Annotated in this window: 14 protein-coding genes; 4 read left to right on the top strand and 10 right to left on the bottom strand. The window is 59.2% G+C overall.

Features of this window, described 5'->3' with window-relative positions:
- Positions 1 to 181: 181 nt before the first annotated feature.
- Positions 182 to 3724: an NACHT domain-containing protein gene (locus tag AB1286_RS24840; protein ID WP_430365889.1), complete on the bottom strand. Its 3543-nt coding sequence runs from the start codon at positions 3722 to 3724 to the stop codon at positions 182 to 184.
- A 717-nt stretch (positions 3725 to 4441) separates the two neighbouring features.
- Here AB1286_RS24840 and AB1286_RS24835 point away from each other — a divergent pair.
- Entirely contained in the window at positions 4442 to 4642 is a 201-nt protein-coding gene (locus AB1286_RS24835; RefSeq protein WP_430365888.1) for a hypothetical protein, read from the top strand.
- Between the two features lie 71 nt (positions 4643 to 4713).
- Entirely contained in the window at positions 4714 to 5151 is a 438-nt protein-coding gene (locus AB1286_RS24830; protein ID WP_430365887.1) for a hypothetical protein, read from the top strand.
- A 53-nt stretch (positions 5152 to 5204) separates the two neighbouring features.
- Here AB1286_RS24830 and argS read toward each other — a convergent pair whose 3' ends face one another.
- The 6 genes from argS to AB1286_RS24800 form a co-directional block, all read right to left on the bottom strand.
- Positions 5205 to 7022 carry an arginine--tRNA ligase gene (argS, locus tag AB1286_RS24825; protein ID WP_430365886.1) on the bottom strand — a complete coding sequence of 606 codons (1818 nt, stop codon included), beginning with the start codon at positions 7020 to 7022 and terminating at the stop codon, positions 5205 to 5207.
- A gap of 75 nt (positions 7023 to 7097) precedes the next feature.
- Positions 7098 to 7595, bottom strand: coding sequence for an H-NS family nucleoid-associated regulatory protein (locus AB1286_RS24820; RefSeq protein ID WP_430365885.1), 498 nt, complete (start codon positions 7593 to 7595; stop codon positions 7098 to 7100).
- A gap of 219 nt (positions 7596 to 7814) precedes the next feature.
- Positions 7815 to 8381, bottom strand: a complete 567-nt coding sequence (cysC, locus tag AB1286_RS24815; protein WP_430365884.1) for an adenylyl-sulfate kinase — start codon at positions 8379 to 8381, stop codon at positions 7815 to 7817.
- Positions 8382 to 8502: 121 nt separating this feature from the next.
- Positions 8503 to 9036: a GNAT family N-acetyltransferase gene (locus AB1286_RS24810; RefSeq protein ID WP_430365883.1), complete on the bottom strand. Its 534-nt coding sequence runs from the start codon at positions 9034 to 9036 to the stop codon at positions 8503 to 8505.
- A 2-nt stretch (positions 9037 to 9038) separates the two neighbouring features.
- Positions 9039 to 9629, bottom strand: coding sequence for a helix-turn-helix domain-containing protein (locus tag AB1286_RS24805; RefSeq protein WP_430365882.1), 591 nt, complete (start codon positions 9627 to 9629; stop codon positions 9039 to 9041).
- Positions 9630 to 9750: 121 nt separating this feature from the next.
- Entirely contained in the window at positions 9751 to 10530 is a 780-nt protein-coding gene (locus AB1286_RS24800) for an NAD(P)H-dependent oxidoreductase (protein ID WP_430365881.1), read from the bottom strand.
- Positions 10531 to 10602: 72 nt separating this feature from the next.
- Between AB1286_RS24800 and AB1286_RS24795 the strand changes: the two genes are divergently transcribed.
- Complete coding sequence (locus AB1286_RS24795; protein WP_430367308.1) at positions 10603 to 11514, top strand: LysR family transcriptional regulator; 912 nt, start codon at positions 10603 to 10605, stop codon at positions 11512 to 11514.
- Positions 11515 to 11585: 71 nt separating this feature from the next.
- Here the strand turns inward: AB1286_RS24795 and AB1286_RS24790 are convergent, their stop codons facing one another.
- The 3 genes from AB1286_RS24790 to AB1286_RS24780 all read right to left on the bottom strand — a co-directional run bounded on the left by AB1286_RS24790 (position 11586) and on the right by AB1286_RS24780 (position 13364).
- Entirely contained in the window at positions 11586 to 12257 is a 672-nt protein-coding gene (locus AB1286_RS24790; protein WP_430365880.1) for a DUF799 domain-containing protein, read from the bottom strand.
- A gap of 15 nt (positions 12258 to 12272) precedes the next feature.
- Positions 12273 to 12617: a DUF4810 domain-containing protein gene (locus AB1286_RS24785; RefSeq protein WP_430367307.1), complete on the bottom strand. Its 345-nt coding sequence runs from the start codon at positions 12615 to 12617 to the stop codon at positions 12273 to 12275.
- A 72-nt stretch (positions 12618 to 12689) separates the two neighbouring features.
- Positions 12690 to 13364: a CsgG/HfaB family protein gene (locus AB1286_RS24780; protein ID WP_430365879.1), complete on the bottom strand. Its 675-nt coding sequence runs from the start codon at positions 13362 to 13364 to the stop codon at positions 12690 to 12692.
- A 940-nt stretch (positions 13365 to 14304) separates the two neighbouring features.
- Between AB1286_RS24780 and AB1286_RS24775 the strand changes: the two genes are divergently transcribed.
- A complete protein-coding gene (locus AB1286_RS24775) occupies positions 14305 to 14454 on the top strand; it encodes a hypothetical protein (RefSeq protein WP_430365878.1) in 150 nt (49 codons plus the stop codon).
- The last annotated feature ends 319 nt before the right edge of the window (positions 14455 to 14773 follow it).

Here is a 14773-nt window from a genome sequence, read left to right as displayed (position 1 = left end):
TCCGACTTTGTTAGAACCAGTTTGCCCGCCCCAATGCGCCCTGAGTCCGGCACGGGAACGGGCCGTCACGCATTCATCATATTTAACCGTTTCAAGGGCGGTACCGCCAAAATGACAGTCGATCCCGCCATCCGTAACACGAGCCGGCGGTTTTTTTGCGGTAAGTAGCTGATGATTTCCCTCATTGAGCGGCCCTGACCCGCTCCAAAAGCTTGTCCAGCGCATCGAGTGGTGTTTTCGACAGGCTGTTTCGCTTCCCGCCATCCTCGTTTTCCCAATGTTCGATGGCCTTGGCAATGACTTCTTCGTCTACAGTCGTACCGCTATCGACCCATAGAGTCAGAAGCTCGCTGGCAGACTCGACTGTATTCGCATTGCTCAAACCCAAGGCGGTCAGCGTTGCCTTCATAAGATCGAGCGAGGGTGAGGTCTGGAGATCAACGAACGCGTCGAAAACGGCGCTTACGTCACCCGACGCATCATTCGTCAGCCGCTGCACCAACATTGCCTGTGTTTGATCAAAATAATGATGGAGAATGAGTCCGACGATGCGGCGCAAGGAATCGCCGGTCGCCGCATTCAACAGAGCCTCTAGCTCATCGCGCGACATAGGCAAGCAAACAAAAATGTTCGCGGCGAGGTAATTGATCCACTCGGACGGATGAAGCAGTCCGCGCAACACCTGCTCGCGATTCAACGGCACATCTTTCGCGTTGTCCCAGTTCGGTTCGCCGATGTCCACCGCAGGGTAAAAATCAAAGATCGAATCGATTAGATCCTCGTCGGCTCGACACATCAGTGCCCTCGCCTCTTCCGCGAGAACGCCCAAATCGAGCGGCAGCAACTGGGCGACAGCTCTTATCGTCGCTTGCGCGGCAAGCTCGTCGTGGGCGGTCGTCCAAGCGTAGATATCGTTCGCCGGTCTCTCCATAAAGCCAGACCCATATATCAGCCCGGCAAATTGAACGAAAGGTCGGCCACGGTTTAACTCGGTAGTCGGTTCAGGCTGCTCGCCGACGAAAGCCCTAGTGATTGTTCGATAAAGGCTAACGTACGCTTGCGCCCAACTGGGACCGCTCGGAACCGATCTAACTAACCCAGCTGACGGCTTGGTTTGCATCTCGGAGAGCGGCGGCAGCGGCAACGGTTCGATGCCTCGAGATTTCAGAATAGCGTTGACCTGAAATCGAAACTTCAACGTCGCGAGCTTACTGTGTTGCAGGTGTTGCTCCGCAAACAACCTCGCCCGATCATCCGACTGTGCTTTCAACGCCGCCAAAGCAACCACTTCTATCAAGTCGCGATCACGACGATCCTTTCGATCGACGACATCGCGAAGGCTAACCGCCTCCATGCTTCCAAGACATTCCGCTAAAGCAGCAGACAACTTATCGGCGTCATACTGAGCGGAGCGATCACTGACAGCGACGGCCCACGCTACGAGCTTGATTGCCGGATCGCTTGACTCGAGATTCGCCGCAGCCCACGGCCCCACAAGTTGCCCTGCCTTTTCCTTTTTTACCATTTTAGAGAGTGCAAGGCCTATGCCGAATCTCTCGGTCGCCCCCTCCTCGATGGCCTTCAGGGATTGACGTATCAGCGCCTGCGCCCAGCGCTCAGAGACGGCAACGTCTTCATCGCGCAGTAATGAAAGGCCCGGTTCCAACTGCCGTGCACGCCCCTCGGCATGGCGCGCCAGGTAGAACTCGATCAAATCATCGGCCAACCCTTGCGCAACCGCGAAGTTCACCACCTCTTGCTTGTCCGGTTGATCGACTACTTCTCCGATCAGTTGCTTCCGATTTCGAACCAAGTAGCGTGCAGCGACAAACTCGCAAAACGTCTTGTGGATAAAGGTCAGCAGCTCGGTGCTGCCGTGGAACACCTTTTCGATCAGACCTACGCGTTCCCAATGAGCAATCGCACGCCGGACTTGTCTCGTCAGCGTCAGGGGCGCCGCTTCCATCGCCAGTGCAAGCGTCTCGGCTGTACGACGAACCAATTCGTTGAACGTGATCAGCGGATTGGCCATGAGGATCCAGCCGATGATGTCGAGAATCATCTCGTAGAGATCGGCTTCCTCCAAGGCATCCGCCGGTGCTCGCTCGAATAGGCTCATCAGTTGCCCATAGAGTTCGAAGCGAGTATCAGGCAACGCGCGAAGATGATAAATCAGCGAGGCAGACATCCCGAGCAGCTGCGGGCTAATCGAAATGGCTTCGCTGGGCGACGTGTGCCCGAGCCGATACGACGACGAATCCGCCGCATCGGAAACCCCACGTTCATCCGTCGACACGGCACGCACCAGCTTTTCGAGGTTTTTCGCCCCGTTCTCTTTCCTTGGCGGCAGAAGCCGGTAATGCGTCCAATCCGATAGCTTATCCGTGTCGTAGCCTATCGGTCGGGTGGTCACCACCATGCGCGCACGGGGGTGACCCAGCGCAAATGAATTGATCTGTTCCGCTACACGCCCGTGCGCACTCCCGCATTCGTCCAGCCCATCCGCGAGTACCACGAGATTTAAACGCGCGAAGCCTCGAACCTGTTCCGGTGAAACAGGAAATCCATCGAGCGCATGACTCAGGAGCAGTTCCGTGAACGTCGCCCCCTGCTCCATAGCCGCGGCAATCGGCTTCAGTGCAACACGCAACACCGGATAGCCATCCTGCGAATACTGATAAGCGAGTTCTTTGATCAGCGTCGACTTGCCCAATCCCGGGCCCGCTACCACCACGGCCAGCCTCTTGAACCGCGCCGTCCAGGCGGCATCGAGCGCCCTATCGAACCGGGCACGCTCCTCTCTCTTGTGATATCGCTCCAGCGCTAACGCAGCATCGCCGGCAGACGTGCCATGAGACGCCGTTTCCTCCAGTTGCATCGGCAGCAAGTGTGAGAGCGGGATCTTGCGTTTGATACCCGTAATCGAAAAATGCGCATGGGCATCCCGAACCCACCGGGAATAGCGATCGATCACAGACGCGGGGAATTCATCCTCGCGGATTGCAATATTCGAGCCCTTAAGTAGTCGAATCAGTTCATACAATGTCCATCGGCCACGGTTTGCTATTGCAAGCACGGCCTTGTAGTAGAGGCCGTTCCACGCCTCGTCGATGTCGTCATTGCGCGCGCAGATAGAGCGAAGAACCTCCTTGGCCGCACCGATATCGGGGTCTGCGGGGCTAAGCGCATAGATAACTCTGATACGCATACATCGGCATACGGTTTGGGCGGGTATGTTCGCGTCGCGTAGCCGCCGAGCCCATTCTTCGCCAATCTCGGTGAGCGAATCCGTGCGGCCCTGCCCGAGCCGCTCGATGTCCTTGGCTAAATCCTCGCGAACGGTATTGCTTGAATCCGAGGCGACCACCAATACGCCGTGCGACAACCGGCCCTGATGGATTGCCTTCGCAATCGAGCGCAAGGCCTCCCAAAGGCCGGTACCGCGAACTAAGCCCTTTTTAACCTGCACCTCGATTTTGGCGCTGGTCTCGAATTCGATGCACAGGTCGTCTCCCGGCCCCTCGCTTTCCGCCCATACGGCAATGGGCTTGTCGCTGCATATTCCGTCGAGCCAGGTCAAAGCGGTGCCGCGTAGAATATGCACCCCAACAATCGCCGTCACCGCGGCCTGAAAATTGACGCCTCCCCCGACTGCCGTACCGCCGCCTGTCTTTTTGGCGTCCGTGGCCTTTGGCGCCTTGCGCTTACTCTGCTTGCCTGTCATTTCCAACCTGCTATCGTCATTGCGGGACTGCCATGCAGCCCCGTCTACCTCAGGCGCGGCCGATCATTGCGTACAAACGCCATCGACAGTGCACCGCCGCCGCGGATAATGTCCGGCGTCATTCTATAGTGCATATTTAAAAAGCCCGGATCGGAGCCTAATATCCAACTGAACCGGAGCTGTCACCGTCCGCCATGCGTCGGTGCCGACTCGACCTCGCCGCGCCACCTCAAACCACGAACCGAGTGACACCTGTATAGATATACAGTAATATTCACTCAGTTCGCCGCAGCCAGCCCGGAAGTTTTCGGCGTCGCTGAAATGGCACAGTTTGCTTTGAAGGCAGGGAGAAAGAATGTTGCGCGTTTTGGTTGTCACGCTGTTGGCTAGCGCTTCGGTTTGCACGGCCCACGCTAGCGAACACTATCGCGAGGTATGGAATCCGCCGGAGGCGCGGCACGCCCCGCACACGAGTCGCGTCAGCCACCACACGCCGCATCGGCCGGCGGTCCACCGCCTGTCGGCAAAGCACACAGCAAAAGCGAAACCGTCGCGCGTGACGGCGAGCGCATCGAAATCCACGAAGCGTGCTCACGCCACGCGTTCGGTTTCGCTTGATGCGGCACCCCATGTGCAACTCTTCCCGCCGCAACTCACGCCCGAAGGCAATATACTGCGAGTCAATTCACGCGGTACACGACCGGAGGTAAGCCGTTGATGGACGCCGAGCGCTACAAAGGGTATTCGATATGGGGGCACGCCATTCGGCAGGGTCACGAATACGCGGCGAGCGGCACAATCACGCAAAATAACAAGCTCGTCGAAACGTCGGGGGTGTTAGGCACCTTCGAGAGCGAAAGCGAAGCCGAGCTCGTCGGTCTCAATTGGAGCCGCGCCTGGGTGGACAGTCATGGTTGAGCCCGCGAATCGCTGCGCGTGCCCGGCCACCCCATCCGCTCCGACAATCGCTACGACCGAAGGATAAATACATGGCAGTATCGAGCAGCACCCCCGTACTCGAGGAAGCTTGGATTGCGTTGCAGTTTCAGCTAGCAGGACTACCGGCTGACTTCGAAGGCGACATTCCGGAAGCCGTCTTTAACGCACGCGAAGATGCCTACGGCACGATCGAGGCGGAGTATCGGGGCTTGCCCTCGATCTATCGCGGCGACCAAGACGTGGAGGTTCCGGCCTACGATATCTGCGCGCGCGAAGACGAATTCCAAGAATCTAACGGGCGCCTAGTAGCCGCAATCTCGTTTGTTAGCCCCTACGATTTTACGGACGAAGCGCTTGCCGAACTGAAGGTGCTGTGCAGCGAAAAATTCGCTGAAGCAGCCAGCGCGCACGGTATCAGTTGCGTGTTTGTCGGCGTTGAAGGCTGGCGTCGCTTTTCCTACGTCGAGCGAGTCGCGATCGAAGCTTAGCCATGCGCTGGCAAGCAACGCCAACCTATCCTATCTATCACTGAAAGACCGCCTTACATCCGGTCGGGCACGGCAATGCCGAGCAGATACAACCCCTGTGTGAGCACGCGCAAGCAAAGCGTGCTCATCGCCAAGCGCGAGGCTCGTAGCGCCGGCGCCTCGGCTGCAAGTACAGGGCATTCGCTATAAAAGCGACTAAACGCTTGCGCTAACCCGAACACATAATCGGTCAGCTCGTTCGGCGCTAGGTTTGCCGCCGCGGATTTCACCACCTCGGGAAGCCGAGCGCACTCGAGCAATAGCGCCCGCTCGGCGACATGCTCCGGCTGGATCGTCCCAACCGATACGCCCTCTTCTCTCGCTCGGGCCAACATCGACTGAATGCGCACGCACGCGTACTGGACATAGGGCCCCGTCCGCCCCTCGAAGGACACCATGCGGTCGGGATTGAACACGTAGCCCAATGTCCGAAAGCTCGAGAGATCCGCGAACTTAATCGCACCGATCCCAACCTGTCGCGCAAGCTTATCGAGGTCGGTATCCACGGCAAGCGCGTCGGCATTTGGCGTACCGGCCTCGTCGAGATCGCCCGCTCCGGCGTGAATCGCCGCGAGCCGCTCGCGCGCCTTCTCGATCGCAGCATTGAGCAAGTCCGACAGTTGCGCAACACCGCCTTGCCGCGTTTTATACGGTTTTCCATCCGCGCCGTTCACGGTGCCAAAGCCCGCGTGAATGAGTTCGATATCGTTCGCAAACCCGGCGCGGCGAGCCGCCCGGAAAACTTGCTCGAAATGCAGCGCTTGCCGCTGATCGACGACGTAGACGATCTTCGCCAATTTCGTATCGCGTGCACGATCGAGAATCGTGGCGAGGTCTGTCGTCGAATACAATGCCGCGCCGTCCGACTTCGCCAAGATCAGCGGCGGCAACGGACTCGCATCGCCGGCTTCGGCCACGTCGATCACAAGCGCCCCATCGCTTTCGACCGCGATCGAACGATTGCGCAAATCGGCCACCATATCGGGAATCAGCGACTGCACATCGCTTTCTCCGAGCATGAGATCGAAATGCGCATCGAGCACGTCGAAGTCGCGCTTTTGCGCCTCGAGCGACATCGTACGAATCGCTTGCCAAAGCATCGTATGGCCGGGATGTCCGCCTTGCAGTTGCGCCGTTGCTTCGCGCGCTTCGCTCATCCGCTCGGGATCCGCTTGGCAAGCCGCCGCCGCGCGCGGATAGAGTTGCTGAAGGTCCTGCATTTCGAACGGGAGCGCGCCGCGATCGAGGCTAGGCGAAGCACCGAAGCACGGTAAATCGGGAAAGACTCGGCGGATCTCGGCGATCAGCATGCCCATCTGCAAGCCCCAATCGCCGAGATGGACGTCTGAAATCGTCCGGTAGCCTTGGCAAGCGAAAATCCGCCGCAGGCTTTCCCCGATCACGAGCGAACGGAGATGGCCCACATGCAGCGGCTTAGCGACATTGGGACCGCCAAAGTCGAGCATAACGACTTGCTCGGCTTGTTCGCTCACGCGCTCGATACCGACGCTCTCCGAATCGAGTTGGAATCGCGCGTAATCCGCGAGTAGCGCCGCCGATAGCCGCAGGTTGAGGAAGCCCACACCGGCCACCTCGACCGAATCGAAAGCGGCGTTTCCGTGCAGCTTTTCCGCTACGGCATGGGCGATATCGCGCGGATTGCGCTTCAAAGACTTGCCCAGCGCCATCGCCCCATTGCACTGCATGTCGCCTAGCTCAGGACGCGTGGCACGAACCGCACGAGCACCTTCCACGGGTAAGTCGCAGGCGAGAAACGCCTCGCGAAGCAGGCTATCGACGCGCTCGTTTAGCGTCCCCGAGGCGTTTTGCATGTCGTATCGGTTCCCTATCCTTTAGGCATTCAATGCACGCAGCAATGAAGGCGATTCGTCTTTTATCGGCAATGACTACGCTTGGCCTTCAATCAGAAACTTCGCGCGGTCCTTGGCATTGGCCATCCATGCCGGCGCGCGTCCGCGGCCCGACCATGTAGCGCCGCTACCGGGATCGCGGTACTTGGCCGGCTGCGGCCCGCGAACATAAGCACCTTTCCGCTTCGCTTCGCCCGAGGCTGCGACGGGTGCGCTCGACGCCTGCCCGTCGACCAAGAATTTACTACGGTTTTTCGCATGAGCGATCCAAGCCGGCGCGCGCCCGCGCCCCGACCACGTCGCGCCCGATTTGGGATCTTGATACTTCGCTATAACGGCAGAGGCTTGCTTGGCCGATCGCTTGCCGCGCTTCGCACCGCCGAGGTGCGCCTCGATGTCGGCGATCGTGACGCCGCTTTTGTCCATGAGCGCGACGATGCGTTGGAGGCTCGCAGAAGCTTGTTTCGCTTTAATGGCCTCAGCCTGTTCTTGAAGGCGCTTGATCTTCGTTTCGATCGATTCCAATGTAGCCATAAGTTCCTCCATCAAGATGAATGGGACGCACTATGCCACGACTGGGGGCGCGGTGCCACCCGCATATCGAAACTCGGATACCGCAACAGCGATCCGCGCTGAGTAAACCCTCAGTATTAAAGGCGAATTTTCACGAGGGATACAGTTCTGTCGAAATTTCTTTCGAATGTACGACGCGACAAAGACGAATGAGATATCTCGAAATAATTTTAATTGTACCTATTGGTTTTCGTCTTCCGTCGTACACGGAGCACTGTATGAGTGACCAATACCCAACATTCGCGCTATGGCGTGAACGGCCGCTTCGGTCGGGCGCAAACTGGTATCGATCGATAGATCGGGATCGAGGGGAATTTCGTAGACGTCGCCGATGCCGGTCATATTGGTGATCTGTCCGGCCCTCGCCTTTTCATATAACCCTTTCGGATCGCGCGCTTCGCACACCGCTAGGGGCGTCGAAACGAATATTTCGACAAATCGATCCGCGCCGATCGCAAGCCGAGCCGCCTCCCGGTCCGCACGATACGGAGAAACGAGCGCTGCGATGGCAACGACGCCGGCGTCATTGAGTTCTCGGCATCGCTCAGCCACGCGCCGCACATTCTCGCGGCGGTCTTCGGGCGAGAAACCGAGATCGCGGCATAAGGTTTGACGGACGACGTCGCCATCCAGCACTTCGTTTGCGATCGCCTTCGTCGCAAGCAACTCGGCAAGTGCATGCGCAAGGGTCGTTTTGCCGGCTGCGCTAAGGCCCGTGAGCCATACTGTGCATGCAAGCTTGGTCATGGATTTCCTCGATAGCTGGCTTGGCGGTTTGGGCGAGATTGCCCGGCAGTTCAAGACTTCGCAGTCTACTCGCCACAAACCGCGGATAGTGCATCACTTTCCGGAATGACGCAAAACCCCACTATACGAGTTGCTTGTGAAAAAACGTCGTGCCGCAAAACGCGCCATCGGGCATCAATGCATAGTTCGGCACAGTCCCCACCTTCAGCCACCCCGCGCGTTCGTATAGCCGCTCGGCATCGCCGCCCGTTACCGTGTCGAGCACGAGCACGGATTTGCCGGCATGCCGAGCATGCTCGTCGATAGCGGCAAGCAGACGCTGAGCAATCCCCTGCCGCCTGGCATCCCGATGCACGAGCATCTTTGCAACGTCGGCCCGATGGGGCTGGTTTTCAGGCTGGGACGTAATCAATTGGACGGTACCGAGGATTCGCCCCGCCTCGCTTTCCGCGATCAGCAAAATCCGCTCGCCCAGCGCGACACCATCGGCGACGCGTCGCCAAAACGCTATCGCCGTATCTCTCAATATCGGCAACATGAAGCTCACCGATGCGCCGCCCTCCACGCAATCGATCAATACGTCGGCCAATGCATCGACGCAAGCCATCGCTTCGTTCGTCCCCAAACAGCGGATCGTAATCGCCTCGCTCGTCATCGTCAGTGGCTCCGCGATTCGTTGACCGGCGGCTTGCTCAGCGCAACGAGGTAGCGCGCCGTCTTGCGCGAGGTATTGCGAAACACGATCGGGCAATCGAGTTTCATGGCGAGGCAATCGCCGGCCTCGAGGCGCCAAAGCCGATTGCCCACGGTCACCTCCATGCTCCCGTCCATGATCCAGACCTGCTGGTGAATATCGGCATCGCGTAAGCCGGTCTCGTATGCGACCTGTTTGCCGGGCGGAAACTGAACCTCGACCAACTGGATCGGCGACCACGCCGGCGGCGATACGTTGCGCCGGACGTAGCCCGATTCCGGATCCGTCCACTGCAACTGCTCGTGGCGCGAGCAATGCGGAGACGGCTCGGCGATCGCAACCTGCTCCGTTTGCTCGAACAGCGCCGCCAACGAGACGCCGAACGCCATCGCAAGCTTGTCGAGCACGATCGCGGTGGGGCTGCTTTGCCCCCGCTCGATCAAAGAAATGTTGGACCGGCTGACTTTGCTGCGTTCGGCGAGCGCATCGAGGGACCAGCCCTTCGCATCGCGCAGCTCCCGCACGCGGCGGGCGATCGTGTCATGGACATTCATTGGTTCTAGTTTTATGGAATTGAATGTCCAGTAAACTAGATGCATCAAAATGCATTGTCAACCGTTGGCTTTGGAATCGGCTCTCGAGATCACGTTGGACATCAGCCTTGCCTCGCGCCGCTCACTTCGCAACGTGCACGCCGAGCCCCGTCTGTCCCGGCAAGATGTCCTCTTTCAGCGTGCATTCGGGAATCTCGTAGTCGCCGGCGTTTTGACGGCGGTAGGGAATCGGCCTCGTGCTCCAGAGTTCGTCCAAGCGCCGCCCCAATGCATCGGTCGTTTGCGCGAATCGCGTCGGGTCCATTCGACTGGTTCGATAAACGACGAACGGCGGCAATACATCGAAGCCCGGATAAAACAGCACGCCGTGATTGATCGGAAACAAGATGTCGTCGATCGGCCCATTGATTCCGCGTGGACCGTAGTGCGGTTCCCATCCGCCCGTGGTGACGACCAGCATGGCGCGTTTGCCGGCCAGCGAGCCTTCGCCGTACCGATTGCCCCAGCGTTTATCGGAATGCTCGCCTACGCCATAAGCGAAGCCGTACGCGTAGACACGCTCGATCCATCCCTTGAGAATCGCCGGCATCGAGAACCACCAGAGCGGAAACTGGAGAATGACGGCGTCGGCCCACTTCAGCTTCTCCTGCTCGGCCGCGATATCCGCGCTTTGCGTGCCGTTTTCGAACGCGTGCTTCGATTCGAGCGATGCATTGAACGGCGTGCCGGGCACATGCTCGGTGCTGTCGTCGGCATCGATCGTCGCCTTCCACTTCATCGCATACAAATCCGACACGCGCACGGTATGCCCCGCCGCTTCCAGCCGCGTCACCGAAAAGTCCTTCAGCGCACCGTTCAAAGACGTCGGTTCGGGATGTGCGTAGACGAGCAATACATTCATGACATCGATCTCCTCGTTGATTGAGGACACAGCGTACGGCGCGCGCAGGTATAGTTGAAATGAATTCCTAGAATCTCAGGTATTACTGTGGATAATCGCCTCAGAAGTCTCGATCTCAATCTGCTCGTCACGCTCGATATGCTGCTCACCGAGCAAAACGTCACGCGGGCGGCGCAGCGGTTGCATTATTCGCAGCCGTCCGTGAGCGTTCAGCTCGCGAAACTGCGTGACGTGTTCGACGATCCGCTGCTATTGCCGGGGCCGCGCGGCATGCGGCCGACCAAGCGCGCGGAGCAGTTGCGCGAACCGTTACGCGACGCGCTCGGTGCGCTCGAACGCGCAGTCGCGCCGCCTTCCGCGTTCGATCCGATGCGTGCGCAAGAAACGTGGCGGCTCGCTGCCACCGATTACGCCGAATCGACGATCGTCTTGCCGGCATTGCGACGGCTACGTCCGGCAGCGCCGATGAGCCGGCTTGCCGTAGTCGAGATGGCGCCGCTGCGCTTCGAAAAACAAGCAGAGCAAGGCGAGATCGATCTCGCCTTTCATACGGCGGAAGGCGCGCCCGACACGATGCGCCGGCGCGTGCTGTTTGCCGAACGCTACGTCTTGATCGGCCGAGCCGATCACCCGCGTCTAAAACGGCGGCCGACGCTCGCGCAGTTTTGCAAGCTTGACCATGCCATTGTCTCGCCCGATGGCGGTGGTTTTCACGGAGCGACCGACGAAGTGCTTCGTGCAATCGGACTCACGCGACGCGTGGTCCTCTCGGTGCCGCATTTTCTATTTTTAGTGTCGGCGGTAGCGAACAGCGACCTCGTGGCCATGGCGCCGCTGCGACTCGTTCAGGACAACCCGGCGCTACGTATCGCAGCGCCGCCTATCGATGTGCCGGGCTACGAGATGTGCATGCTCTGGCACGAACGGGCGCATCGCGACCCTGCTCACCAGTGGCTGCGAGAACATATCGCCGCGTCGGTGTAGGGTCCGGGTCTGCCCACGTGCGGCGCCTTCACGAAAGAAGACGCCGCGCGCAAACGGAGACGAACGCGCCGTCAGTCCGTTTGGTACTTAGGCGAATGCGGGCCGTACAGCCAACCGTTCGGCGGTCCGGCGTGGAGCAAGCGCCAGCTCGTCAGGCCGGCAACGTCGTGACTTTCGTCCGTCATGCTGTGAATGATCTGTTTCACGGCCGCTTGAACGAGCAAACCGATAATGCCGCCGCCGGCATTCGCGTTGCCGTGCAGATCGTCGCCCGTCGCGACGGCCGATCCCTGCCAGAGCACGTCGCCGGTGCGCAAGTCGATGAGCTTAGCCGAAGCCTTGACGATCGTCGTACTGCTGATGACTTGATAGACGGAGCCGTATTGCGTGACCTTCGTATACAACGCGGCATCGGCCCCGAAAATCTCGCGCAGCTTCGCGGGCGGCGCGGTTTCGATATCGCCCGGCGTCGTCAAGCCGTTTTGCTTGAACGCCTCGGCCATCACCGCAACCGGTACGACGTAATAGCCAGCTTCGGCAACGGGCATCGTCATCTGCGAAAGCAACCCGTACGTTGCGTTGATATCGGGCGTCGCATTCTCAGGCGGCAACAGCAAGATCGAACGCGGCCGGCTGTTCTTGAACGCGGTGTAGTCGACGTGTTTGACGGGCGCCGCGCAGGCCGCGAGCAATGCCGCGGCCGAGAGCGCCAGCCACAGTCGGAAAGAAAAGAGTTTGGACATGGGTCGGTGCTCGCTTTACTTGGGTTTCTTCATCAAGAAGTCCATGAAAGGCGCCGACTCGGGGAATTGCGTTTCCTCCGCCGCGAACTCTTGCTTGGACTGCTGGTCGTTGCCGACACTCGCGTAGAGCATGCCGAGCTGGGCATGAAAGCCCGGCGGCGGCACGTTGCCCTTCGCGCGAATCTCCTGCAACCCTTTCTCGAGCGCGTCGATCTGCTGCTGCGGACTTTCCTTGCCCTTGAAGTAGGCATAAACCTCGGGCTGATAAGCCGTCCACTGATAGAGCGACGGCGTGGTCGGCGCACAGCCCGTGAAGAGCATCGTGGCCGCCAGCGCGGCGAACCCCGCGCCGCGTGTCATAAACGTGTGTTTCATCGTTATCGTTATCGATAGGTAACCGAATCGACGCACTCGGCGTCGACTTTCCGCCGATCAGCGCGTTTGCAATGCGCCCGCGTCGACTTTCTGCGCCAGATGATTCACGGCCTCTTGAATCGCGAGATTGAGCACCTTGCCGTTCAGCGTCGAGTCGTAGCTCGCGGTCCCGCCGAAGCCCACGATTTCGCGATCGGACAGGCTGTATTCGCCGGCGCCTTGGCTCGACGCCACGACTTCCGACGTGGTCGTATCGACGACATTCAAGCTCACCTTCGCATAAGCGATCTGCTTGCGGCCGCGGCCGAGGATGCCGAACAGTTCGTTGTCGCCGATTTCCTTACGACCGAATTCCGTGACGTCGCCCGTAATCACGTAGTTCGCGCCCTTGACGGATTGGGCCTTATGCATGAAGCCGGCTTCCTGCTTGATCTCGCTCAGGTTGTCGCGATCGAGCACGTTGAAGCGACCGCTTTGTTGCAGCGTTGTCGTCAAAATCGTCTTCGCTTGGCCGCCGAGCCGGTCCACGCCGTCGGAGAAAATACCGCGCATATAGTCCGAGCGGTTATCGAATTTGCCGATCGAGATCGCGACGGGCTTGCCCGCATACGGCGTTTGCGCGACGGCAACTGCCGGAACGGCGAGCGTCTGCGAGGATTCGGTGGCGCAACCGCTCAATGCGGCGGCCACGGCCGCGATCATCAAGGCGCCATATCGTTTCGATGGTTTCAAAGTCTTACCCCTTTACTCGTGCGAAAGCACTACGTTGAAATATGCTTGGACGACAAAAGTCAGCGCCGCTTTGCACTCGGCAAAACGGTCGTACAGCGGAAGAAATCGGGTACTAAAGAAGCGGAGGGGAAGAAAGCGGAAAGCGATGCGCGCGGGCCGAGCCGCCTGCTTGGAGAGAAGAAGTAACGCTGCCGCCGATCATCATAGCCCCGTGGATTGCCGCAATTGTTGGTTGTCTTTTCGGGCGATTGTAGCCGATTCGCGCAGCAATTCTATAGGGGCGGCGATTTGGCACTGCTCTTTAACAACAGTCCAATATCGATCGCGCGGCTGCACGAGATTAGCGCTTGACAGCCACGCGGTACTTCAAATAATCAAGCGCGGGCCGGCACCGCATGCCGTCCCGCGCCCGCGTCGTTCAAATCGACCGGATCGTGACCGTCTTACCGCGGCCACATCCGCACCGCCAGCGCGGCGAGCGAAGTCGTCACCGCCATCGCGATCACACCCATCCATCCCCACTGCGCCAGCATCAAGCTGCCCAAGCTCGCACCTGCCGCCATGCCGACGAAGAGGACGGCGATGAGGCGCCAGCACCGCCCCAGCCAGTACTACGTCTTGCGACATCGTCCCAGAAATGCTGATCACCGAGCTCGCGATAAGCAGCACGCCGATCGACTGCGCCGCAGCGGCAGCCAGCAGCGAGACGACGAGCGCATAGTCCAGGCGTGAAGTTCAATTTGACGACCATGCCACCGCACGCGAAGAAATCGCCCCGTGTAAGCGCGGAGCTAACCGTGCGGTACCTGAGGGACACCTCGGCGGGCGACGTGGGTAAAGCGTTGAGTGCGTTGCTGGGCAGTGACGTCAAGGGCCTCTCGGCCAACTTGGTAAGCCAACGCGTACGCGCATTTGCGTCTCGCGACCGACCTTCTTCCAGTTGGCATTCAAGCTGTCGAGGAGGCCAAGAAAACTGGGCACCGGCATCACCGACCTGGAAAAGATCATGCTGTCGCTTGAGGGTATTACCTTCAAGGACGGTGAATCATTGGAAGACCATCGGCCGCTTCAGCAGAAACTCATCGCTTGAAATCGATGGTCTCGACGCTGCGAACCCACCATTCTTGACGTTAGCTCGCCCTCCTCCGCTTGCAGGCTTGCCGCGACCGGCAAATGGCCATGCAGCTGAACGCCTGTAGAACGAGTCATGGCTGCGATATGGCTCTTGGCTCCCAGGAATCATCGACGAATAGGAGAACACGACAGTTGCGTTTTCATTTCTTGCCTACCTTTACTCTTTCTCGAAAAATATGCCAATATACTCCGATCACTCACACACCATTTCACCCAGGACGCAATCACACCCGTCAACAAACAAAGACTGAATAGTATGTTTTGCTTTCATTGCT

It is taken from the genome of Trinickia sp. NRRL B-1857 (assembly GCF_050470685.1).
In the GTDB taxonomy this organism is placed as follows: domain Bacteria; phylum Pseudomonadota; class Gammaproteobacteria; order Burkholderiales; family Burkholderiaceae; genus Trinickia.
The sequence above is the reverse complement of the archived record's forward strand: the minus strand, read 5'-3'. Positions and strand labels throughout refer to the sequence as shown.

Bases quoted from the DNA above. Each gene is read 5' to 3' on its own strand.
- AB1286_RS24785 (WP_430367307.1), bottom strand. From the start codon at position 12,617: ATGACACGCGGCGCGGGGTTCGCCGCGCTGGCGGCCACGATGCTCTTC.
- AB1286_RS24805 (WP_430365882.1), bottom strand. From the start codon at position 9,629: ATGAATGTCCATGACACGATCGCCCGCCGCGTGCGGGAGCTGCGCGAT.
- AB1286_RS24810 (WP_430365883.1), bottom strand. From the start codon at position 9,036: ATGACGAGCGAGGCGATTACGATCCGCTGTTTGGGGACGAACGAAGCG.
- AB1286_RS24835 (WP_430365888.1), top strand. From the start codon at position 4,442: ATGGACGCCGAGCGCTACAAAGGGTATTCGATATGGGGGCACGCCATT.
- AB1286_RS24800 (WP_430365881.1), bottom strand. From the start codon at position 10,530: ATGAATGTATTGCTCGTCTACGCACATCCCGAACCGACGTCTTTGAAC.
- AB1286_RS24830 (WP_430365887.1), top strand. From the start codon at position 4,714: ATGGCAGTATCGAGCAGCACCCCCGTACTCGAGGAAGCTTGGATTGCG.
- AB1286_RS24820 (WP_430365885.1), bottom strand. From the start codon at position 7,595: ATGGCTACATTGGAATCGATCGAAACGAAGATCAAGCGCCTTCAAGAA.
- cysC (WP_430365884.1), bottom strand. From the start codon at position 8,381: ATGACCAAGCTTGCATGCACAGTATGGCTCACGGGCCTTAGCGCAGCC.
- argS (WP_430365886.1), bottom strand. From the start codon at position 7,022: ATGCAAAACGCCTCGGGGACGCTAAACGAGCGCGTCGATAGCCTGCTT.
- AB1286_RS24790 (WP_430365880.1), bottom strand. From the start codon at position 12,257: ATGTCCAAACTCTTTTCTTTCCGACTGTGGCTGGCGCTCTCGGCCGCG.
- AB1286_RS24840 (WP_430365889.1), bottom strand. From the start codon at position 3,724: ATGACAGGCAAGCAGAGTAAGCGCAAGGCGCCAAAGGCCACGGACGCC.